Source organism: Streptomyces sp. NBC_01264 (genome assembly GCF_026340675.1).
In the GTDB taxonomy this organism is placed as follows: Bacteria; Actinomycetota; Actinomycetes; order Streptomycetales; family Streptomycetaceae; genus Streptomyces.
Genome location: NZ_JAPEOX010000004.1, coordinates 219,556 through 242,032 on the forward strand (window position 1 = coordinate 219,556; position 22,477 = coordinate 242,032).

General features: G+C 71.3%; 17 protein-coding genes. All 17 read right to left on the reverse strand.

Annotation, left to right across the window (positions count from 1 at the left end; genetic code table 11):
* Positions 1-71: 71 nt before the first annotated feature.
* Positions 72-938 carry a hypothetical protein gene (locus OG435_RS46490; protein WP_266887580.1) on the reverse strand — a complete coding sequence of 289 codons (867 nt, stop codon included), beginning with the start codon at positions 936-938 and terminating at the stop codon, positions 72-74.
* A 667-nt stretch (positions 939-1,605) separates the two neighbouring features.
* Entirely contained in the window at positions 1,606-2,016 is a 411-nt protein-coding gene (locus OG435_RS46495; protein ID WP_266887583.1) for a hypothetical protein, read from the reverse strand.
* Positions 2,017-2,674: 658 nt separating this feature from the next.
* Positions 2,675-3,502: a hypothetical protein gene (locus OG435_RS46500; protein ID WP_266887585.1), complete on the reverse strand. Its 828-nt coding sequence runs from the start codon at positions 3,500-3,502 to the stop codon at positions 2,675-2,677.
* A 481-nt stretch (positions 3,503-3,983) separates the two neighbouring features.
* On the reverse strand, positions 3,984-5,234 hold the full coding sequence (locus OG435_RS46505; RefSeq protein ID WP_266887587.1) for an MFS transporter: 1,251 nt from the start codon (positions 5,232-5,234) through the stop codon (positions 3,984-3,986).
* Between the two features lie 60 nt (positions 5,235-5,294).
* Positions 5,295-6,578 carry an MFS transporter gene (locus OG435_RS46510; protein ID WP_266887589.1) on the reverse strand — a complete coding sequence of 428 codons (1,284 nt, stop codon included), beginning with the start codon at positions 6,576-6,578 and terminating at the stop codon, positions 5,295-5,297.
* A 212-nt stretch (positions 6,579-6,790) separates the two neighbouring features.
* On the reverse strand, positions 6,791-7,948 hold the full coding sequence (locus OG435_RS46515) for a peptidase M23 (RefSeq protein ID WP_266887591.1): 1,158 nt from the start codon (positions 7,946-7,948) through the stop codon (positions 6,791-6,793).
* 2 nt (positions 7,949-7,950) lie between these two features.
* The gene (locus OG435_RS46520; protein ID WP_266887594.1) at positions 7,951-8,766 is read right to left on the reverse strand and encodes a hypothetical protein; all 816 of its coding nucleotides are present in this window, start codon (positions 8,764-8,766) and stop codon (positions 7,951-7,953) included.
* A 141-nt stretch (positions 8,767-8,907) separates the two neighbouring features.
* Entirely contained in the window at positions 8,908-11,013 is a 2,106-nt protein-coding gene (locus OG435_RS46525) for a hypothetical protein (protein WP_266887597.1), read from the reverse strand.
* Positions 11,010-11,150, reverse strand: a complete 141-nt coding sequence (locus OG435_RS46530) for a hypothetical protein (protein WP_266887599.1) — start codon at positions 11,148-11,150, stop codon at positions 11,010-11,012. Before OG435_RS46530 ends, OG435_RS46525 begins: the two co-directional genes overlap by 4 nt.
* On the reverse strand, positions 11,147-13,738 hold the full coding sequence (locus OG435_RS46535; RefSeq protein ID WP_266887601.1) for an ATP-binding protein: 2,592 nt from the start codon (positions 13,736-13,738) through the stop codon (positions 11,147-11,149). Before OG435_RS46535 ends, OG435_RS46530 begins: the two co-directional genes overlap by 4 nt.
* On the reverse strand, positions 13,735-14,574 hold the full coding sequence (locus OG435_RS46540) for a hypothetical protein (protein WP_266887603.1): 840 nt from the start codon (positions 14,572-14,574) through the stop codon (positions 13,735-13,737). Before OG435_RS46540 ends, OG435_RS46535 begins: the two co-directional genes overlap by 4 nt.
* Entirely contained in the window at positions 14,571-15,395 is an 825-nt protein-coding gene (locus OG435_RS46545; RefSeq protein WP_266887605.1) for a cell division protein FtsK, read from the reverse strand. Before OG435_RS46545 ends, OG435_RS46540 begins: the two co-directional genes overlap by 4 nt.
* Complete coding sequence (locus OG435_RS46550) at positions 15,392-15,982, reverse strand: hypothetical protein (RefSeq protein ID WP_266887607.1); 591 nt, start codon at positions 15,980-15,982, stop codon at positions 15,392-15,394. The genes OG435_RS46545 and OG435_RS46550 overlap by 4 nt, the downstream gene beginning before the upstream one ends.
* Positions 15,983-15,995: 13 nt before the next feature.
* A complete protein-coding gene (locus tag OG435_RS46555; RefSeq protein ID WP_266887609.1) occupies positions 15,996-16,223 on the reverse strand; it encodes a hypothetical protein in 228 nt (75 codons plus the stop codon).
* Between the two features lie 97 nt (positions 16,224-16,320).
* Positions 16,321-17,358, reverse strand: a complete 1,038-nt coding sequence (locus OG435_RS46560) for a conjugal transfer protein (protein ID WP_266887612.1) — start codon at positions 17,356-17,358, stop codon at positions 16,321-16,323.
* A gap of 231 nt (positions 17,359-17,589) precedes the next feature.
* Positions 17,590-19,539 carry a hypothetical protein gene (locus OG435_RS46565; protein ID WP_266887614.1) on the reverse strand — a complete coding sequence of 650 codons (1,950 nt, stop codon included), beginning with the start codon at positions 19,537-19,539 and terminating at the stop codon, positions 17,590-17,592.
* Between the two features lie 463 nt (positions 19,540-20,002).
* Positions 20,003-21,571, reverse strand: a complete 1,569-nt coding sequence (locus OG435_RS46570) for a DUF2637 domain-containing protein (protein ID WP_430625863.1) — start codon at positions 21,569-21,571, stop codon at positions 20,003-20,005.
* Positions 21,572-22,477: the final 906 nt, after the last annotated feature.

A 22,477-nucleotide genomic window follows, 5' to 3' on the forward strand; every position in this document is an offset into this window, starting at 1 on the left:
ACCCGGTGGCCCGCAGGTACGCGGGCCACCGGGTCGGGGCGCTTCACGGCGTCCCGGTGTGCGTGGGGCTGTCAGGCCTGGCCGGCGGAGTGGCGGCCGGCGCGGCGCTTGCCGTACCCGACGGCGCCCACCGTCGCCAGGCCGGCCGCGAGCAGTCCGCCGGCGGCGAGAGCGAGCTGCGAGTTGCCGTCGGCTCCGGTGTGCGCGAGGCTCCCGGCCGGCGTGACGGTGTCGCTCGCGCTGATCTGCTCGACCGAGCCGCCCTTGGCACCGGACTGGTTCGCCCCGTCCGGCTTGCCCTCGGATCCTCCGGAGCCCGAACCGCCCGAGCCCGAACCCCCGGACTGCGAGCCGCCGCTTCCGGTAGACGGGTCCGCCCCCGGGTCGGTGGTGGGCGGCTTCGTCGGGTCCGTCGTGGGCGGGGTCGTGGGATCGGTGGTCGGCGGCTTCGTGGGGTCCGTCGTAGGCGGGGTCGTGGGGTCCGTGGTCGGCGGATCGGTCGGGTCCGTCGTCGGCGGGTCCGTCGGATCGGTGGTCGGCGGGTCGGTGGGGTCGGTGGTCGGCGGGTCGGTGGGGTCGGTCGTCGGCGGGTCCGTCGGATCGGTCGTGGGCGGGGTCGTCGGGTCCGTCGTCGGCGGGGTCGTCGGGTCGGTGCCCGGCTCGGTCGGGTCGGTGGTCGGCGGCCCCGTCGGATCGGTCGTCGGGGGCTTGGTCGGGTCCGTGCCCGGCTCACCAGTCGGTCCAGGGCTCGGCTTCTCGGCGGCCGGGGGGGTCGCCGTCTCCGGGCTCGGCGAGGCGGTGTCCGCGGCCGTAGCGGAGACCTTCGGCCCGGGGGTGTCGGTCGCGGCGAGAGCGGGCGCGGCCAGCGCCCCCGAAGCAGCGACGAGCGCGGCGGTCGCCATGACGCTCCGCAGCACGCGTGTACGGGTCTTACGCATGGGTGAGATCAGCCTCCACTGATGCACGGCAGGTCGGCCGGTCAGCGCGTGGTGCGCCGGGGCGAAAACCTGCTGGTGAATCGATCTTGGGAGGGTGGACCTGTGGATAGAGTCCGGCGATTTCCGACCGCTGTGGGCGACGACGCCGGTCTGCCGCCGCGAGAGCTGCACCCCGCCTCATCAGACAACGGGGCGCAGTGGGGCAAAAGCATGCACATCGGCTGGCCGTACGGAAGCCAGCGGGAAGGCCGTGGGCCCGGCGACGGGCAGGTACACGCCTTACCGAACAGCGCGAGGGGCTCTCGGCAGGTGATGCGCGCGTGAGCGGTGAACCCATTCGCCCTGAGCACACCAGCTCGTTCAGGGCAGGACGATCTGCGGACTTGCTGAATCCGTTGCGGGCGCCCGCAACGGCAGCGCGGGGCCGCCCGTGACGGACCTTTCGCGAACTACCTGCAGGCTGACGGGGCTCGGCTACTCTGTCTGCTGGGTTACGCGGCCGTACCCGATGGCTCTGCCGTCAAAGGGGGTTCACACCTTCGGCCGTGGGGTCCGCGGTCGGCCCCCGAGGGGCCGGTTTTACGGCCGGCACCAAGGCCGCACCCCACATCGCCCACGCGCTCACCGACGCCTCTTGCTACCGGCCGACGAACGCGCTCGAGAGCGCCTACTCCTGTGACATCGCGATCCACAGCGCACCCGAGTCCGCGTCACCTCGCACGTCCCACTGCGCTGGGTCCGGCTTTCCGGCCCTCACCTCGCTGATCAGCTGATCGATCCAGGCAGGGAAGCCGTCGACGACGGTCGCGCACAGCAGGGCGGCTTCGCGCGCCGACACCGAGGCAGGGACGGCTACTGCGTCGTCGTCGACGTCGTAGCGGATTCCGTGCGATGCCAGCTGGTCGCGTACGTGACGGAGCCACCCCTCGGTGACGCCGGCGTAATTCCACACCTCGCCGGCGCCCAGAATGCTCGCCGGGCTGCCGCGGTCTCCCTCACGATCGGTCAGCACGTCGTAGACGTCGCTGTGCCGGTGGATCCCCAGGTCCTCTGCCCACAGAGTGGTGCCTTCGCTCATCCCGGCATTCTGCCGATGCTCCGGCTCCTGGTGGGGGAACGCCATGTCCGGCAAACAGGGCAATTGGACACGCAGCGAACGGGCCGAGGCTGTTCGCCCGGGCCCTGCTGCGATGTGGGCGGCGCTCCAGTTCGACCGCGGCTCGACGAACTGTCAGGGCATGCTGGGCAGCGGCCAGGGGTTTGGGGCGTTGATCCGGATCGCCGCACGTATGTGGACCATGGCCACGATGGCGCTCATGTGGGTCTTGCCCTCCGTGTACCGGACGTGTTCTCTGCAGAACCAGCGGGCGTTTTCGGGATGTCCTTCACGGCCGCTGGGCGGCGCTATCGCACGGAATCGTACGAGCGTGAAGGTCTCGTAGTCGTGGTCATTATGGGACGCGCTGCAGATCACGCAGTACGGGGGCATCACGGCTGGTCAACTCCATTCCGCCGAACGGTTCATGATCGCAACCCTACGTTCGCCCTGGCCACCGGCGCGTCCGTCTCGCGCCGCAGCCTTGCAGCTCCCGGGCGCAGGCTTCGGCGCCGGATCACACTGCTCCGGAGCGCCGGATCGCGCTGGCATCCTGGCCGGGCGCTGCCTCGGCGTCCCAGGGTGCCGAGTTGCGCCGACCGCGCGGTCGGGCCTGACCGGCGCCGTCCCCGGACGCGGTCTAGGAAGCCGTCCCCACCTTGAGGTCGAAGGTGTTGTCCAGCAGCAGCTCATCCCCCGCCCGGTCGGCGGTGAGGGCTGACACGAGGGCCCCAGTCCGCCATCCCACCTGATGCGTGGAGGAACCGCCGTGGGCGTGGCTCAGCTCCACGGTCTGTCCGCCGCCCAGCAGCGCGATGTCCCGCACGGCGAGTCGGCTCAGCCGCTCGGAGTCCCATCCGGTCGCCCGGATCATTGCCTCGGAGGTCCGCGTCACCAGCGGGACACTGCGCTCCGACGTACGGACGCTCTCCGCCGACCCGGCACGGTCCAGCGCACTGCGCTGCACGGCGTCCGCGTGCACGGCGCGGCTGAACTCCTCTTGGCGGAACGTTCGGTTGAGGAGGTCCGCGCCGTCCATCAGAGCGTGCGTGGACCGCAGGGCCGCGCGAACCACACCCTGCTGCGCCGGTCGCAGCCGTCGGATGTCCCGCTGCAGGCGCTGCATCCAGTCGATGACGGCGAGCGGCGGCCACGAGAAGCCGGGAGACAGGGCCATGTCCGTCGCTTTCCCGGTGGTGCCGTCCACGAGGCGGCCGTCCACCCACGCGGAGATGCCGATGTAGCGGCCAAGGAGGCAGCCCGGGGTGATCCGGTCGAGGATCGGGTGGTCGCCCTGCGCGAGCGCCTCGCGGACGGCGGCGACGCGCACGTGGTGCTCCAGGGCGAGCCGGTCCAGGCTCCACGCCCCGGGGTCCTCCCGTCGCTGACGTCGGATCGTCGCGTCCCTCAGCAGAGCAGGCAGGTCGTCGTAGTCGTGGGGGGCGAGGAAGAAGGCGAGGAAGGCCATGGATGTGCTCCCGATGCGCGGATGCGTGTACGCGGACTGGCCGGTACGCCCACCCGTCCAGGGGTGCGCGCAGCGGCCTGACTGTCACGTTGCGATCCTCAGGGGCCTGCCGGCACCTGCCACGCCCCGGTCGGCGAATCCGCCGGTGCACAGGGCTCGTTCGAGCATAGTGCAGGAGTCTGCGCAGCCTGTCGGGTTTGGGCGTGCGAGCTCACCGTTCGGGGCGGGGAGACGGCGGAGCCCGGCGCACACACGGGGGGATGCGCGCCGGGCTCTCTGTTCTCACCGTAGCCGCGTCGGCGGCAGGGGCGTGGGCCAACGGCCAGGTTCGTCCGCCTGATGGTGGGGGCGGCTGAGTGGGGCTGGATTCCCTGGAGGACAGTGCCGAGCGGCCGGTACGGCTTCCGTGACAGGGGTTGTCCCGCCACGCTCTTCTGGCGTGACGGGCCCTGGGCATTCGGACCGCGGCGGCTGGGGGTGGTCATCGCTCACTGGGCACGGGGCCGTACCGAGACGTCGTGTGGCCGGGGATGACCGGTGCGCCGGGGCGGAGGCGCGATCGGGCGGTGGCCAGGACCACGACCGCGGCTGCCGATGCGATGGCGGGCAGTGCAGCCCCGGCGAGGGGCTGGCCGGCAAGTAGTCCTGCGGTCGCGGTACCAGCGGAGGTCCCTACGCCGTAGCTGAGGATGAGCCAGGCGTAGGTGCCCGGGCGGGCGCCCGCCGGGACAAGGGTGTCCGCGGTCATGTAGGAGGAGGCGATGACGACGGGGAGGAACAGGCCGGGCAGCACGGCCAGGGCGCTGGCCGCGTACGGCCCGGGCAGCATCAGGATCGGCAGCCACGCGCTGGTGAAGGCGGCTGCTCCGGTGAGGAGTTGGGCTGTGGTCGAGCCGGGCCAGGTGAGGCGCCCGTAGGCGAGTCCGCCGAGGAAGGATCCGGTGAAGAAGGCGCCGGGGATCAAGCCGGTGAGCAGATCCATGTGGTGGGTGTCGGCCATCGTGACGGCCCATACGTTCATGGCGCCCACGCCGAAGCCGATGCCGGCCAAGCCGAGGAAGAGCAGGCGCAGACCCCCGTCGCGCAGAGGGCTGCGGGTGCCGGAGGTCCCGTTCGGCGGCTCTGCCCGCCAGATGCGGGAGGGGGCGGCGGTCAGGACGACCGCCGAGCCGGCGAGTCCCAGGACCGCGGTGGCGATGAGGGCGGTGGGCGGGCCGTACGCGCTGGCGAGGTACGCCGCGATCAGCGGGCCAGCGACGAAGAGGCTTCCCTGGGCGCCGGTGTCGAGGGCGAGGGCTGCTCGTCGCTGGTCGGGGGTGCGCAAGATGGTCGGCCATAGGGCGCGCAGGCCGGCCTCCAGCGGCGGGGTGCACAGTCCGGCCCCGGCGACGAGGGCCGTCACGAGCGCGGGGTGCGCGCCAGTGCCGGTGGCGGTGAGGGCGAGCAGGCAGCCGGCGTTGATGCAGGCAGCGGGGCTGGAGATGCGAGTTTGGCCGTAGCGGGCCAGCAAGCTCGCCTTCACCGGCTGGGAGAGGGCCGAGTTCAGGACGTACAGCGCGCTCAGGGCTCCGGCGAAGGCCAGACTTCCGTCCGCTCCGGTCGTGACAAGCAGCACGATGGCGATCGGGGCCATCGCATTGGGGAGCCGGCCTACGAGGGTGCCGATCAGAAGGCGGGCGACGTGCCGGGTACCCAGGACGGCGCTGTAGGTCGTGGGGGTGCGGTCGGTCACGGTCACCTCGTGCTCGGTCTTTCGGTCGGGGGTTGTGCGTCGGGATGGGCGGGACTGCGATCAGCGGGCACGCACGCACTCCCGGCCGCTGGCCTCGGCGGTGGTGGCCGGGGCGGGGGTGTGGGCGTGCTGGGCGAGGCGGCGCCGGGTGACGGCAAGGACGAGGGACGCGAACGCGGCGCCGGTGACTGTGACGGTGGCCGGGCCGAGCGGGCCGCCATCTCCGGCGGCTCCGGCCAGCGCGGTTCCGGCGGCCTGCCCGAGGCCGAGGCAGGCGATCAGCCATGCGGAGGCTTCACCGAGGGTGCCTCGGGGGGCGAGGTGGTCGAGGCTGGCGAAGCAGGCGACGAGGAGCGGGGCGAGGAACACCCCGGGCAGCAGCGCGCTGAACACGGCGCCGCTCGGGCCGGAAACGGTGAGGGTGGGCAGCAGTCCGACGAACAGGCCCGTGGCGGCGCCGAGAAGGTGGCCGGCAGGGGAGCCGGGCCAGGTGCGGCGGCCGTAGAGGAGTCCGCCGGTGAGGCTGCCGACGGCGAGTGCGGCGGGGATGAGGGTGGACAGCGCCGGGGTGTGGTGTCGTTCGGCCAGGGCCAGGGCCGTGACGCTGAGGGCCCCGATGGCGACGCCGGCGCCCAGGAGTGCGGCGGCCAGGATGCGCGGCCCGGGGGCGCGCAGCGGACCGAGCCAGTCGGCGTGCGTGGTGGGTGCGGGCCGATGCTCTCTGGAGGGGCGGGCGGTGGCGAACCACACGGTTCCGAACAGGCCGAGGAACGTCGTGGCGCCCATGACGAGTCCGGATCCGCTGGCGGCGTCGAGGGCGAGAACCAGCAGCGGGCCGGCGATGAAGACGACCTCTTGCGCGCAGGCATCCAGGGCGAGGGCAGCGCGCTGCTGCTCGGGCCGAGGGACGACGGCCGGCCACAGCACGCGCAGGGCGGCTTCCAGCGGCGGGGTGAACAGGCCGGCCAGGGCAGTGATGGCGGCGGCGGCAACCGGGGAGGTGACCGAGTTCATGCCGGCCAGCGCGGCGAAGGCGGCTGTGGAGACGGTGACGGTGAGGGTGAGGGTGAGGAGGTGTCCGCGGCGGTCTAGCATCCGGCCCCACAGGGGCTGCCCGATGGCGGCGGTGAGTCCGTACGTGGCGGCCAGGAGTCCGGCTTGCTGCATCGAACCGCCAGCGGCACGGACGGCGAGCAGGATGGCCAGGGGTGCCATGGCGACCGGAAGGTGACCGACGACGGCGCCGGTCAGGAGCCGAAGCACGTACGCCGTGCGCAGGACGTCGCCGTAGGTGGTGGTTTTGGTGTCGGGGGTGCGGGTGGCGGGTGCGGCGCTGGTGGGCATGGCCGGTCCTTGCTTTGGTGCGTGCCGCTGCACAGCAACGGCGGTGAGGGGTGGGGGCGAGTGAGACTGGTGCCCGGCCGCGGTGCGGGCGGCCGGGCAGAGGCGCTGTGACGAGGCGTCGTAGTTGGCACTGCTGCACGACGCTGACCAGGTGAGATGCCGCCTGGGGCATCCGTCTCGTCTGAGGTGCCGACTACGGCGCCTCGTTGCAGCTATCCGGCCCGGGGGAAGGTCGGCGGGGTCCAGCCGATGTACCTGGCGCCCCATTTGGTCTCGAAGAGCTCGGCGTCGACGATGTCGATGTAGCCGGGCCGCAGGATGTCGTTGGAGGCGACCTTGCCGTCGCCGAGGTAGACCGCGATGTGTCCGGCCCGGTGTCCGGTGTCCCAGTACATGAGGGCCCCGGCCGGGGGGTTGCGGTCGCCGTCGTGCCGCATGGAGGCGGGCACGACCTGGTAATGATCAATCGCGTAATTGACGCCGGAGAAGCTCCAGCCGTACACGATGGAGGTGTAGGCCAGGCAGCGCTGGTACCAGGTCTTGCTGGAGTAGGGGCCGGCGTTCCTCTTGGCCCAGGCGATGGCATCCTCGACGGAGCGCGGGTTGTTGAGGTTCCAGGTCTGCTTGCCGTCGGTGAACTTTCCGCCGGCGCTGCCGCCCGGGGTGGGTTTGGTGGTACCGCAGTTGTCGTTCTCGCTGGTGACCGGCTCGGTGTCGGTACCTCCGGTTCCGGTGGCGGAGCCACCGCGCTCGAGGTCGAGGCCGGCGTCCTTGGCGAGCTTGCGCATCGCGGTCTCGTGCCCGGCGTAGAGCGTGGGGTGGCCGGACTTCTGGACCTTCTGAGCCGCGTCGCCCAGGGCGAGCTTCTCCCAGCCCTTGATGTCGACGAGGCCGTCGTTGGTTCCGCGCCCCAGGAAGAACGACTCGGCGGCGTAGCTGGGCGTCATGATCTGCGCCTTGGTGCCCCAGTCCATGGAGGGGCGCTGCTGGAAGAGGCCCAGCGAGTCGCGGTCACCGTGGTCGAGGTTCTGCATCGTCGATTCCTGCATCGCGGTCATGAGCCCGACGAGGGTGGCCCGGCCGGGCAGTTTCGCCTTCTTCGCGGCCTCGTCGATGTCCTTGGCGTACTTGACCTGCTGCTCGTGCAGCGTGCCGGTGGCGGTACCGCCGCCGGCGGACGCGTCGGAGGTGCCGGGGCCGGTGTCCTCGCAGTCGGCGGCCGATGCCGAACCGGCCGGCCCGAACATGCCCAGCAGGACAAGGCCGATCAGGAAGACGACCATGGCGATGGCGCCGTACTTGATCTGGGCGCCCTTCTTGACCACGCCGGTGGCCTTGAGGGCGCCGCGCATCAGATCGCGCTCGTCCACGGCTACTCCTTCAGCCCGAGGACGCGGGTGACCATCCAGGGCGAGGCCGCGTCAGCGCGCGCGACCTCGATGGTCAGATTCCGGGTGTAGGTGTAGGGGGTGGTGGCCTTGACGTCGAGGGTGACGTTGGCCTGGAGGTACACGCGGGTCGAGGTGTCGGGGGCCGGGCGGTCCGTAGCGCTCGGTGCCCCGATGTCGACCTTGGTGGGTTTGGCCTCGGTGGCCTGCGCGGCCACCAGTTGGTTGAAGTCGCGGTCGTCGTGCTGGGTGAGGTTCTCCACCAGGGGGGCGGAGGCGTACGGCGCCGCCCGCCGGACGGCGGCCTTGTGACTGCCGTCCTCGAGCGGCCGGCGCAGGGTGTAGGCGGTGACGAACGCCGTGGCGACCGCCTGGGGGTTGTCGGCGACCGGGGGCGCGCTGGCGGTGGGCGTCGGTGAGGTGACCGGGGACTTGGGTGCGTCGACGGACGGGTTCGGCTTGTTCTGGACCCGGTCCGAGCCGTCCTGGCCGGGCCACAGCCAGGCTGCGCCGGCGACCGCCGCGGCGACGACCAGCGCGATGATCGGGATGGCCACCGGGGTCGGCGTCTTGCGGCGCTCCTCGCGGATCCATTCGTTGCGTTCGTCGCGGCGGGCCGAGCGCCACCGCTTCTTGGCCTTGCGGCGCTTACGGCGCGGCAGTTCGGCCAGCTCGGGCGGGAGCTCCTCCTCGCGCAGCAGGGCACGCCACTCGGCCGCGCTCTGCGGCACGGTCGCGCGCCGGGACGCGCCGCGCTCGGAGTCGTTCTCGGGGGTGGGGGAATCGGTCTCGTGGGTCACGGGGGCTCCGTACGGGCTGGGCGAAGAGGCGGACGGGGCATGGCGGGATGGCCCCGGGGCGGTCCGGCCGCGGGTGCGGCCGGACCGCCGGGGATCTCACAGGGCGGACGGGGTGCGGGACTTGCCGTGCGGGGGCCGGGTTCAGGACCCCGCGCGCGGCCGCGGCGGGTGCCCGTTGCGGGAGCCGCCGGCCGGCGGTAGTGCGCCGGGGGTGCGGCCCGGTGTGCGGGTCGGCCGCGGCGGGGCGGCCGGCGGCGGGTAGGTGCGGAACCGCGCCCCGGACGGGTTGGCCGGCCGGTTGATGACGGTTCCCTGGATGACCTGCCCGGCGCCGGGCGGGGAGTTCGGCGGAACTCCGGTGCGGCGGGGGGCTCCGGGCCGCACCGTGTAGGGTCCGGCGGTCCCGCCCGTCCCGGTGCGTCCGGGACCTGCGGGCCGGCGGGGTCCGGGCCTGGGCCCGGTGCTGGGACGGGTGTGCCGTCCCGGTCCGGTGGCCCTCGGTCCCGTGCTCCCGGGCCCGGTGCTCCCCGGTCCGCTACCTCCGGGCCCGGCGCCGCCCGGTCCCGCGCCTCGCGGGCTGGGGCCTGCGGGGCCGAGGCCGGCAGGGCCGGTCGGGCCGCCGCTTCGTCCGGGTCCGACCCCGGGTCCGCCTGATCCGGGCACGTTGGGCGGGTAGTTCGGGGGCGGCGGAATGGTGCGGGAGGGCCGGGTTCGCACATCGCCGGTGCCGGTGCCGGACGAAGTGTTCCCCGAGTTGTCCCCGTAGCCCCGGGGGTTGCGCGTCGACGTCGGGGGGTGGCGGTCCATGTCCCCGAAGCCGCCGCCGCGGCGTCCGCCGACGGCGTTGCGCAGCCGACGGGCGGAGGCCATCCGGCTGACGGTGGAGAGCACGCCGCGCCCCGCCATCTGGGCGCCGCCGGCGCTGACGATGCCGTCGAGGCGGCCCTTGACCTTGAAAGCCATCGCGGCCGCGCAGATGTTGAGCGCGGAGACCATGAGCCAGCCGTAGGACGGCAGCAGCGACATCATGGCGACGCAGACGACCATCACCGAGCCGAGCAGCATCGTCGCGGTGAAGCTCACCATGACGAGGCCGAGCAGCATTTCAAACCATTGCACCCCCCACTGACGGGGTTTGCCCGGTATGCACCACAGGGTGGCGAATGCGACGCCGCACACCAGGAGCATCAGCGCGCCGATGAGGCTGGCGAGGGTGGTAAACGCCAGGGTCAGGACGAGGGCGCAGAAGATGACGCACGAGATGATGCCGGCGAGAAGTACGCCGATCCGGCCGCCGGGGGTGTGGCCCTGGCGCCACTTGACCGCCTCGCCGCCGACGGTCTCGCTGTCGAGGGTCTTGGCGAGGTAGTCCTCGCGGGCGTCCATGTCGGTGCCGAGCTTGACGACGTCGTCGCCCCACTCCTGGCAGGCCTTGACGGAGCCAAGATCCGCGATGCACCAGGGCACTGCCACGTAGGTGCGCCACACCGCGTCCCCCGCGCGGCGGACCGTGTTGTCCTTCTCATTGCCGGACCACTTCGGCTCCGGTGTCTTGAAGGGCATCGCCGACTCTCCGCCGGAGAGCCCGGCGCCGATCGTGCTCATCGCGACGGAGGCACCCAACTGGCGCCCATTATCGACGCCTTTGACCCAGGTGGCGGGGGCTACCAGGAAGGTCGTGGCGATCGCGGCGCTGGCCGCGACCCAGGCGATCTGCCCGAGCGGGGAGGACTCCGAGCGCTTGGCCCAGGCGATGAACCCGCCGACCGCGACGGCGGTCGGGAGGAACGTCGTCATCATCGGGCCCGCGGCCGCGCCGATCGCCTTGGAAATCGCTCCCTCGATCTCGGGCAGGCTGACCACGTTGAAGCACCAGCCCACCACCACCACGGCGGCCCGGCCCACCAGCGTCAGGATCTGCATCAGCATGTTGCCGAAGCCGTGCAGCCAGCCGTCGATCAGGTCGCCGCCGGTCAGATCGTCCGAGAGCTGCTTGTCGAGCTGGTAGACGTCGGGGCTGTAGCTCTCGAACAGGGTTCCCTGGCCCGGCGGTTTGAAGGGGCTGGGCATCATGTCGCCGATGCCGCCCGGCTTGTAGTCGTCGGGGCCGTCGGCGGCCGCGGCGGGAGCCAGGACGCCGAGGGTCGCGAGGATCCCCGCCGTCGGGATCAGCAGGGTGCGCAGCCGCGGCAGCATCAGCCAGGCCCGCAGCGCCGCGTAGCGGAAACGTTTCATCAACTGGTTCATGCCGGACTCCCGGAGCGGACGTCGAGGGCCGCGCGGACGGCGATCGCGTCGGTCGGGGTGCGCTGTCGTGACGTCACGGCGTTCTGCCTCCTCGGGTTGCAGGCGGCGTCGGCCGGCCCGCTGCGGATGGGGGTCATGCGGCTTCCGACCCTTCCGCGGGAGGGTTGTGGACAGAGTCCGCGGACTCCGGCTCGGCGCCGGGTATCGCATCCGCGAGCGCGCTGTCGTGGTCCTGGGCCTGGTCCTTGGGGTTGGTGGACAGGGCCCGCAGCAGCTCGTAGGAGGGGGCGTCCCACTGCATGGTGGCGACCCGGTCGCGGCGGTCACGCACGATGCAGTGCCCGTGCCTGATATCGCCGTGGGCGTCCTTGCCGACCCCGTGGATCAGCGCCCGGGTGCTGTCGGAGACGGGCAGCCGCAGCAGTTCGGCCATCGCGTCCTGCTGGCTTCGGGTGGACTGCTCAAACGCACAAACCGTAGTAATTGCTTCCAAGACGCCGTCCATTCCCAGCAGCGACTTCGGGTCCTGGGTGTCGATCGCCAGGGAGGTGTCCAACGCGCGGCCGGTGCGGGCGATGTAGTCGATGAAGCGGCGCCCGTCGTCGGTGCCGGTGAGGACGTGCACCTCCGGAATCGCCACGACTTTCGGGAGATTCCGCAGGTCAGCGCGTGCACTCGTGTTGAGGGCGTACGCGATGAGGCCCCGCATGAGAGCGAGCGAGACGCGCTCGGTCATCGTCATGTCGGACGGCTTCGTGCCGGCCTGGGGCATCGTCAGGCCGGGCACCTGGACCAGCCACAGCCCCGGCTCCGGGCGCAGCGGGGACGCGCCGGGACGGGGCTTGCCGAGGAGCGGCGCCCCCAACTGGGTGCGCGACAGTTCCGACAGCGCCTCCCCCGCCTCCGCGGCGAGCGGGTCGCTGCTCGCCTCCAGCAGCTCGATGACGCGCCACGTCGCGGCGTCCTCGTGCTGGGCGACGGCGTTGCAGGCGCGCAGCAGGTGCGTCTCCACGCCCGCGTCCCGCATCCGCTCCGGCAGGATGATCAGCAGTTGGGAGACCACCTGGAGGGCGGCGTCGCCCCGGGGCAGCAGGAGGAAGACGTCGGCGACCGACGGGGTGTCGACGCCGCAGGTGACGTGGTGGGAGGGGAGCCCCAGGTACTCGCCGGCCTTGATCAGGCCGCCCTCGTCACCCTTGAAGCCCAGCATCAGCGAGAACGCACCCTTGAGGCCCGCGATCAGCGTCGCGAGCATCATCGACGTGGTCTTTCCCCGGCCCGAGCGTCCGACGAACGCGGTGGTCGTCGCATCACCGCGGGAGGAGCCGGCCGTGATGTCGATCCGGCACACCCCGGGGGTGGTCCCGGTGAGCAGACCCGCGATGGGCCCCTCGTCGTCCCCAGCCTCGCTGCCACCCCAGAACATCGAGGCCGCGAGCGCGTCGGTGGTGCGGATGTGGCCCAGATCCTGAACGCGGACCATGTCGCCGATCTGCGCTTCCAGCCACAGCTCGCGCTGCTCCTCGGACGCGACGATGACGTCGATGGACAGCCCGGCGTAGTGCGCGACGACGGCGTCGCAGCGGGCGCGGAGGTCTTCGAGGGACTCGGTGGAGGAGACGATGATCCGCGGGTGGTCCTCCAGGAGGGTCATGCCGTCGCGGGACATCTGCCGGCGCAGGTCCTCCATGACCCGCTCGGTTTCCTCGGTCTCCGCAAAAGTCTCGCCGGCGGATCCCTCGGCGGCGGAGCGCCGCTGCTCCTTCGCCGACTGGCGCTGCTTGTCGACCGACTTGATGGCGGTGCCCTTGCGCCACACGCTGAAGCGGATGCTGGCTTCCGGGCACACCAGCGGGTCACTGCCGGTGTCCGGGTGCTGGTAGCGGATCTCGCTCAGGCAGCGCAGCCACTCCTGCTCCCCCGGCGTGATGAGGTCCTCGGGGAAGGCGGGCATCACCAGGACGCTGACCCAGGCGGCTGTCTCACCGCGGGCGTCCATCATGCGCAGGTGGTCCGAGTGCGGGATCGCCTTCGACTGGGTCAGCCGCACCAGGGCGGCGCCGGTGACGGTGGGCAGGTGCGGCGGGGCGGGCTGCGGGCGGAAGCTCTCCCTGGAGATCGCCCAGGCCAGCAGCTCCGCCGGCGCGATGCGCGCACGCCACGGGGTGGCCTCCAGTCGGCGTTCCATCCGCCGGGCCAGGCCGTCCAGGTGGTTCAACTCGGCCTCGTCGAGGCCGGTGTGGCCCAGCCCGAGAGCGCCCGCGACGCCGTTCTTGACGGTGGCGTTGGCGGCCGAGTCACGCTCGGCGATCCTGATACCGAGCAGGATGTGCCGCTGGGGAAGGTCGAGGGTGTCCAGGCGCTGGGCCCACATCGCCGCGACGGCCTCGACGTCGCCCGCGCTGAAGATCTGCCGGGCCTCCTCGCGGTAGTCCTCGCCGTCCAACCGCGACCAGATGATCTTGAGGTGGCAGTCGTAGCCCGGGAGGACTTTCGCGAGCGCGAGCGCTGCCGCGTCCTGCTCCAGGTCTTGCCTGTCCTCCGGCATGAGGTCGGTGTTGGCTGCCGACAGGGTGAACCATGCCTCCGCGGCGACGTCGGTGACGACCAGGCCGTCGGCAACGGCCACCAACTGCGGTTCCTTCATCAGGCGTTCGGCGCCCAGGCCCAGCAGGCGGCCGAACTTCGACGCGGACTTCTTCGCCGCCTTGGTGGTGGTGCTCATCGGTGGGTCTCCTTCGTCGTGCGGGCGGCGAACCGGCGCCGGTGGTCGTCGGGGGTGCGGCGGGCGTACGCGGCGGCGTCCTCCTCGCCGAGGTCGGCGGCCTGCAGGAGGCGGGTGTCGTCGGGGGTGAGGTGGTGCCACAGGCCGGGGCTCACCGGCTCGCCCGGCGGGTACGGCTCGCCGGGGACGCCGGCGTTGTGCCAGGTGTGGGTGTCCGGGTCGATCAGCAGGCGGGTACGGCACAGGTCGCGTGCGATGTGGCCGAAGCTGGGCGGGACTGCGGCGCAGGTCAGGACGACCTGGATGCCGGCCTGAAGTCCGTGTGCGAGGACGGCCGTCAGCGCGTCGAGGGCGACACCGTCGGGGCGTGGGTCGAGTTGGTGGTTCAGCAGGACATCGGTGGTGCCGTGGTTCTCGACCAGGACCAGCCGGGCGGGCCCCGGCACGCCGGCCGCGGCCCGGCCGCGGGCCTGCTTCGCCAGGCCGGTCAGATGCCGAACGATCTGGTCGGGCTCTTCGGCGTGGGTGACGCGGTCCAGGCCGCGGGCCCATTCGTGCTCGCTCATGTGCGCGTCGAGGATGTCGACGTGCAGGCCCGCGGCCAGGGCCTGCGCGCCGAGGGTGCGCAGAAGGGTGGTGGTGCCCATGCCGGCCGGGGCGACCGCCAGGACGTGCCCGTCAGCCGGGGTGAGATGCACGGGCCGGTCGCCGGTGTCGAGGCCGATGAGCGGGTGCACGTTGCGGGCGGCCGCCCGCCGGCCGGCTCCGCGGGTGAGCTGAACGCTTCGGCGGGGCAGACCCATCCGTGCGGACACGTGGGGGGAGACCCGGCTCATGCCGCCTCCTCCGGTGCGATGACACCGCGGGCGAACGCGCGGGCCTCGTCGTCGCTGAGGTAGAGGGCCTGGATCCCGGTGGCCTTCTGGCCAGCGACGACGTGCATCCGCCCCGGGGTGAGGGAGTACGGCGGGATCGCCCACACCTCGGGGGCGACGCGCCCCCACAGCGCGGCACCGCCGTAGGCGAGGACCCGGGTGGGGAACACGTCGGCGGCCGGCACCTCGCCGAGTCCAGGAAGGCCGACACGCGGGTTGGCGGCGAAAACCTGGATGCCGAAGGCAGGCCCGGCGGCGAGGAGCACGCCGAGCGCCTCGACGCCGGGCGCTTCCTCGAGCTGCGTCTCGGGCCGGGTCTGGGACCAGTACTCGCGCAGTCCGAACGTGACGGTGCCCAGGTGCTCGACGACGAGGATCCGGCGCCCGGCCCAGCTGCCGTCCCAGTGGCCGGTGCCGTCCTGCAGGGCGGCGACGGTGAGCTGGAGGTGATCGTGGATCTCCGGGATCCGGGAGAGGTAGCGCACGCCGGGCAGGTCGCGGGCCCAGGCGTGCCCGGTGCCGCCCGGGTCGATCACGTCGACGGCCGCGCCCAGGCACAAGGCCTGCGCGGTGAGGGAGCGCAGCAGGGTGGTGGTGCCGCCGCCGGCGCCGGCGGCCACCAGGACGTGCTCGGCGCTCTCGGGCAGGGCGACCGGGCGGTCCCCGTCGGCGAGCCCAAGCAGCGGGGTGGTGGTGGAGTTGAGGGCGGTCAGGGTGTAGGGGTCGCGCAGGCGTACGGAGTTGCGCAGGGCCTGGATCGGCATGGAGGTCTGGCTGGTCACTTGGTGGCGCCCTTCGGTACGTGCCCGCCTGCACGGCGCTGCTTCTTCGTGTTCTTCTTCCGGGCCCGGGCCACGGCATCGGGCCCGTACATCCGCAGGCGCGGGCGCAGTTGCGCCGGCTTGCCGCAGGACTCGGCGGCGTCGGGGTGGTCCTCGCTGGTGGTGAACAGGGAGGAGAAGGCCGGCATCTCGCGCAGCTGGGGCGCCTGCTCGGCCAGCCGCTGGGTGCGCAGCCGCAGCCCCGCCTTGGGAGCGGGGACGCGGCCGCGGCCGATGACGGGGCGCACCCCGTGGTTGAGGTAGTTCAGCCGGACCCCCCACACCAGGAGGTTGGTGCGTCGCCAGTAGGCGGTGGACCGCTTGGCGCCGAAGTAGGTGATGAACAGCGGCGGCAGGAGGAACAGCGGGATCAGCGGCTTGAGGGGGAACCCGAAGAGCAGCAGCCACAGCCCCCACCACAGGGGGAAGATGACGGCGCCGTACTTCAGGGTGGTCCGCGGCAGGCCTTCGCCGAGGTCCAGGCCGAGCAGCTCGTGCTGCCGGGTTTCGAGATCCCAGTGACGGGTGTAGGTGCTGGAGGTGCGCATCGTCGCGTCCGCCTCAGCCGGTGAAGACCGTGGCGAGCTTGGCGCCGATGAACTTGAGGATGTTCACTGCCGTGTTCGGCGTGAAGATCATGACGGCGACGACGGCGCCGCCGACCATGTGGGTGATCAGCGCGCCCCACTCCTTTTTCATCCAGTGCCCGAAGCCGCGCACGGCGAGGACTGCGACGAAAAGAGAGCCGACGACGGCCAGAATCCAAGAGACGAGACCGTTTCCGCCCATGGGGTATCCACTCCTTGGGTTGTGATGGGTTGGGGTGTTGCGGGCCCCGGAGAGCAACCGGCCCGCGGGGCGCCCCCGGTGGACGGGGCGGCGCCGGCTACGCGGTCTTCGCGGTGACCGCCTCGACCTGCCAGCGGCTCGCGCTGCTGGCGGAAACCTTCGTGATCGTGACCTGGTAGGTCTGCTGCAGCTGGGCGCCGCCGACCTTCCACCGCACGGTCGCGGTGCCGCTGCGCTTGTCGCCCGTTCCGGCGTCGACGACCCAGGAGTCCAGGGCGTCCATGGCCATCCCCCCGCCCAGCGGCTGGATGTTCGCGCCGGGGGCGGCGGCCTGGTCGGCGCTGCCCGCTGCCCAGGAGGTGAGGAAGGTCTTGACCGTGTCCCGGGTCGTTCCGGAAAGCTGCGAGTCGGCTTCGGGACCGTCCGGCGCCTTGTAGCCGGCGGTCTTGGGCATCCCGACGAGCGCCGGTGCGCCCGTCACGACCACCCGGCCCGCGCCCTGCGCGACGGGAACTTCCAGGCCGCGCCAACTGGACACGGTCCTCTGGTTCTTGCCGGTGCCGGTCACCACGCTGACCCGTACGTCGACGCTGACCCGGGCCCGCTTCCCGCCGACCTGGGTGACGGCCCCCGGAATCGTCTGCGCGACGAGCTGCATTCCCGCGCCGTCCCAGCCGAGCTTCGGGTCGATCCCCTCGGCCAGGTCGGCTGCGAGTTCCTTGGCCCTGAGATCGGGGGCCTGGGAGTTCCAGTTCATGTACGACCGGGCGAAGCGCGCCGCAACCTGCTGCGCTTCGAGCTCGGGGACGTTGTTCCTCCTCGCCTCGGCCAGCTCGTCCACCTGCTCGACAGGCGCCGGCGGCTTGGCCGGGAAGATCCACGTCCTGACACCCGTGAACGCGGCGAGGAAGATCACCAGCCAGATCGCGATCCGGCCGGCCTTCCGGACCGCCGAGCGTCCCGAGGACTCCTCCTCCTCCGCCCAGGCGAGCGCGGCCGGCGTCCGCGCCTCCTTCACCTCCCCGCCGGCCGCCGCCGGCCCCTCCGGCACGTGGTCAGCAGGCGCGGGAATTCCTTCTTCACCGCCCTTGGGCTCCTTCGGAGGAAGATTCAACATCTTCCGCAGCGCACTCATCCCGTACTCCTCGACCGCAATTCCCGATAACGGCTCTCCGCGTACGCGGACATGACGGATCGCCATGCGGCCCACGCCTTTCGCGGAAAGCTCACACCTGAAACCTAGGAGCGTTGCCCTGTGGATAAGTTCCGCCGATTCGCGGGGCCCGACGAACTCGAAGCGGGCATGAGGAAGGGGGCCACGGGAAATCCCGTGGCCCCCCTTTCGGCGCCTAAGCGATGCATCCGATCAGCTCAGGCTGTCCTCCTCCTCCTCGTCGTCGTCCCCCGGGCCCTCCTCCCCGGTCCCGCCGTCGTCACCCTCGTCCTGCGCACCGTCCGCGTCGTCGACCTCGTCGGCCTCGTCGACGTCCTGTGCCTGCGCAGCGTCGGCGGCGGGCCGGTAGTAGTCCGCCAGGTCCTCCACGGCGAACAGCTCCTTGCCGTCGACGACCTTGCCCGCGGGGAAGTTGGAGCGGCGCCGCTTGTGCTGACGCATCAGCTCGGCGCTGACCTCGATGCCCTCCTCGGCCAGGCGCCGGGAGACCTCCGCGAGCGGCAGCAGCTCCACCTCCGGCTCCTGCTCCTCGGCCTCCGACGCACCCTCACCGGGCTCCAGCTCCAGCGCCTCGTCCTTGACCATGTTCACGGCCGTCGCGTCATCACCACTCCCCTGACCAGCGGGTATCGCCTCCTTCTTGGCCATGGCGTCCCCCGTGAAGAGCGGGCGCGACTCCTGCAGGAGCGAGGGAAGCCGCTGCGGGCTCCGGGCCGGCGGCGAGCCGTACAAGTCCCGGGTGCTGTACGCGAACTTCGTTCGCAGCTCCAGGGCGTGGGCGCGGAAGTCGTCCGGATCGGCGTACGGAACCTGGATCCACACCCGCCGGTTTCCTTCGACGATCAGCATGCGGCCGGCCTGGTCGATCGACTCGGGCACCGGGCTCGTGTTGACGATCATTTTCCACTGATTCGCGTTGAAATTTCCCATGAGGATCATCCGGAACATGTTGCGCAGGCCCCGGCTGCCGACGGCGGCCTCGCGAAGGTCCTGGAAGACGCCGATGATCGTCACGTTGACGTGGCGGCCCATGCGCATGATGGTCGCGATGTCGCCCCAGATCGGGTCGCTGGCGGGGTCGCCCTTTTCCTTGTTCTCGTTCCACCACTCCTTGGAGGCGTCGCCGAATTCGTTGCCCTCTTCGAGAATGAGGGTGAGCCGGTCGAAGTCCTTTCTGGGGTCGGTCTTCTTCACATAGTTCCGGGCCTCAACTTCCCTCGCGGCCCAGGAAATTGCCGACCTCATGTCGCCGATATTCCCCGGGTCGGTGAAGAGGTGAACTCCCTCGACGTTCTCGAAGCAGTTGATGCTCGCCATCTTGACGTCGATGCCGATGACCGTGGCGCGCTGCCGTACAAGCTGCGTGATCACCATCTGCAGGAACGACGACTTACCGCCTCCGGAGCCCACCGACAGGGCCCACATGGCGGTTTCGCCGGTCATCTCCTTGATGATCGGGCGCTGCCGCTCGTCGATACCCAGCACCAGCTGCCCCGGCTTGCACGCGGCGATGGCCTTCTGCACCACGTCGCTGAAGAAGTCGACCCGCTCGGGCGGCTCCAGCTTCGGCTTCGGCTTCTTCGGGGTGAACGTCACGTTGAAGGGGTGGTTTTTGAGGTTCCACTCCCCCGACCACACCTTGTCCGGTGTGCCCATCCGCTCCTGGATGAGCTTGCGCATCTGCTCCTTGAAGTCGCTCGGATCGTGCCAGCCGTCGGGAAGCCGGATGGACACGAAGGAGCGGTCGATCGGGATGTTCAGCGCGCGCAGCCGCTGGTGGTCGTCCCAGCCGGAGAGCAGGTCCTTCAGCGCCAAGGACATCGGCACCACCAGGCTGCGCATGTGGTTGCGCCGCCCGCGGCCGCGTATCGCGGCGATGATCGCGACCGGAACAGCCGCTGCGCCGACGGCGATCGACACCCGGATCACCCGGTCGTGATCCTCCACCCACCACCACATCCACGCGGCCCATCCCGCCCAGGCCAGCAGCAGGAGCCGCACCAGGGCGATGCACCACCGCGGCATACCGCCCGGCGGCCGCGGCTCACCGTCCATGGGGGCTCCGCTGACGAAGCGGCCGAAGCCGATCGCCCCCTGTTCCAGGCCGTCTTCGAGCTGCTTGTCGAATTCAGTCCGCGCCATGACCCACCGTCCAATCCACGACTCAGCTCCTCTCGCTCCCGGCTGAGTGCGCGGGAGAACGATCAAGCTGAACCGTAGAAAGATCGCCCTGTGGACAGAGTCCGGCCTCGGGCCCCTGCGACGGCCGGCCTCTCCCGGACGCAGCGTCGACAGGGTCGCTCCGAGGGAGACGACCGACGCGAGGTGCCCTGCAGCGGCGGACCGTCATGCCGGCGCGACGGCCCCGGACCGAACGTGCGTCGGCGCCGACGCCAGCGGCAGAAAGCCCGCCTCACCGCTCTCGGCAGCGGTGTTGGGATGCCCGACCTCCCGGATCTGCTGCCCCGCCGGCGTCGGGCTCCTGAGCTTAGGATCGATCCTGGAGAAGATTCGAACAGTTCGAGCACGTGACTTGATGGGCCCCGGCAGCCAGCGGAGCTCCTCGGCCTCCCCCGCAGTGAGAGCGGCCGATGAGGGCGGCCCCTCACGACACCTCCTTCACCACCTTCAGCCTCTGCCCCCGCCGCCGCACGTCCTCTTCCTTCGCGATCTTGTGAGCCTGGCCTCGGTTCACCTCCCGTCCGTGCGCGGCAAGCCAGTCGACGATCGTCGGAGTGTGCGTCGACTCGAGGACGCCCACCGCGTACCTCACGGCGGCGGCGTTGGACCTCAAGGCGGCGATCGCCTGGGTATGCACCTCAACATCCTCCGCCTCGAGCTCCACGCTGCTCGACATGTCAGGTCCACGTCGATTCGGCGTCGCCTCCTCGATGGCCACGACAGCTTTCGGAGCAGCTCCTCCGTGCTCTCCTCCCCCCTCCCCCGCAGGCTCGTCGCGCGAGGTCGGGGCCGGCAGGTCAGGAGGCGAGCCGTCCGGCACTTCCGGGGGGTCGGCCTCTGGCGCCTCCGCGTCAGCCGTAGAGGAAGGAGCCCCGGCAGGTTGGCCGGGCTCACCCTCGACGGCCACCTCCGCCTCCTGGTCCCGACGGCTCGGTACCTCTGATCCGGCTTCGCGCGAGGGCAGGATCGGCAAGTCAGGAGGCGAGCCGTCCGGCACTTCCGGGGGGTCGGCCTCTGGCGCCTCCGCGTCAGCCGTAGAGGAAGGAGCCCCGGCAGGTTGGCCGGGCTCACCCTCGACGGCCACCTCCGCCTCCTGGTCCCGACGGCTCGGTACCTCTGATCCGGCTTCGCACGCAGATGCGGCAGCACCGGATGCGGCAGCCCGCGTCGCTGGCTCCGGACCTACCGCGACCGCCACTCCCCCGCCCTCCGACGTGGTGCTGCCGATCGGCGATACATCCCCAACGGGTGCGCCGCCAGGAGGTAGCTCGTCGTAGGCGAGAGAGGCCGCGTCCCGGTCGGCGACTTCCGGGACTGTGCTATCAGCATCCGGCTCCTGGGAAAGCGACGGAGACATTGCATCGAGCGGCACGCCGTACCGGGCAATCCGTAGGGGCAACAGCTCCTCCACCGGTGCTTTCCACCGCCATGCGCGACCGAACCGGCTTCGCAGGCGCGCCTGGTAGATCAGCCTCTGCTGCTCCGCTGCGATGACATCGTCGTACCTACGAATCTCCCAGAGCATCATCCTCCGCCACAACCGAAAGGTCGGGAGAGGGGCAAGCAGCCACCTCCAGAGGCGCACCCCCTCCATATGGCGGTCAGCAGTTATCGCAGCCAGCCGCCCGACGGCATGACGGGCTGCCTCCACCGTCACGACGAAGAGCACTGGAATCACTCCGTGCATCCCGACGCCCACGGGGTCCGGCCACGCCGCGGCGCCATTGAAGGCAATCGTCGCCGCGGTCAGAAGCCAAGCCGCCTGCCTGAGCATGGGGAACGGAATCCGTAGCCATGTCAGCAACAGGTCCAGCGCGAGCAAGACTGCGATCCCCGCGTCCACCCCGATCGGGAAGACGGTCGCGAAGGCTCCGAACCCCTTCTGTTCAGCCAGCTCGCGGACGGCCGCGTACGATCCCGCGAATCCGATGGCCGCAATGACCAACGCTCCCGCGACGACAACGCCTATGAGGATGCGCTGGGTTCGGTTCAGGACGACGTCCCCTGTGCTGCGCTCCACACTTTCCACTCCCTCCAGACTCTCCGAGTGTGGCTAGCGTGCAGAGATCCACCTGTGGACAGAGTCCGGAACTCGCCTTCCTACGATCGACGAAGACCCGACGCCACCGTTTGGGTGAAGTTGGGCCGCCTCGCGATCACCCTGATCGCCACGAGGCATATACAGAAGTAGGGCCCTCATCAAGTCGACTCACCCCGCGTGCACGAACTGACAACGCTAAGGGGACCAGTGGTGCCTAGCACGCCTGGTCCCGTTCAGGCTCGACTTGGGTACCGGGGTACTCAACGACACTCCTGAAGGCCTGCAGCTCGAGCTGGGTACGCGCCCTGACGCGATCAGCCGGCGCTGGGTACCCGGGGTACCCAACCACCGGCCCCCCGCCTGCTGGGTACCCGGGGTACCCAACCCGATCGAGAGCCCTCCGTCTGCTGGGTACCCGGGGTACCCGGCGCAATCAGCCGGCAGCGGACCGCGGCCCGCTGGGTACCCGGGGCCCGGGGGCGGACGGCCGGCGGCGGACGGCGGACCGCTGGGTACCCGGGGTACCCAACCCGATCGAGGCCTCTCCGTCTGCCGGGTACCCGGGGTACCCGGCGGCGGACGGCCGCCTGCTGGGTACCCGGGGTACCCGGCGCGATCAGCCGGCAGCGGACCGCGGCCCGCTGGGTACCCCGGGTACCCAACCACCGGTCCCCCGCGCTGAAGGACCGGATCAGCTCACGATCCGACCGGGTACCCGGGGTACCCAACCCGATCGGCCGGCGGCGGACGGCGGACCGCCGGGTACCCGGGGTACCCAACCCGATCGAGGCCTCTCCGTCTGCCGGGTACCCGGGGTACCCGGCGGCGGACGGCCGCCTGCTGGGTACCCGGGGTACC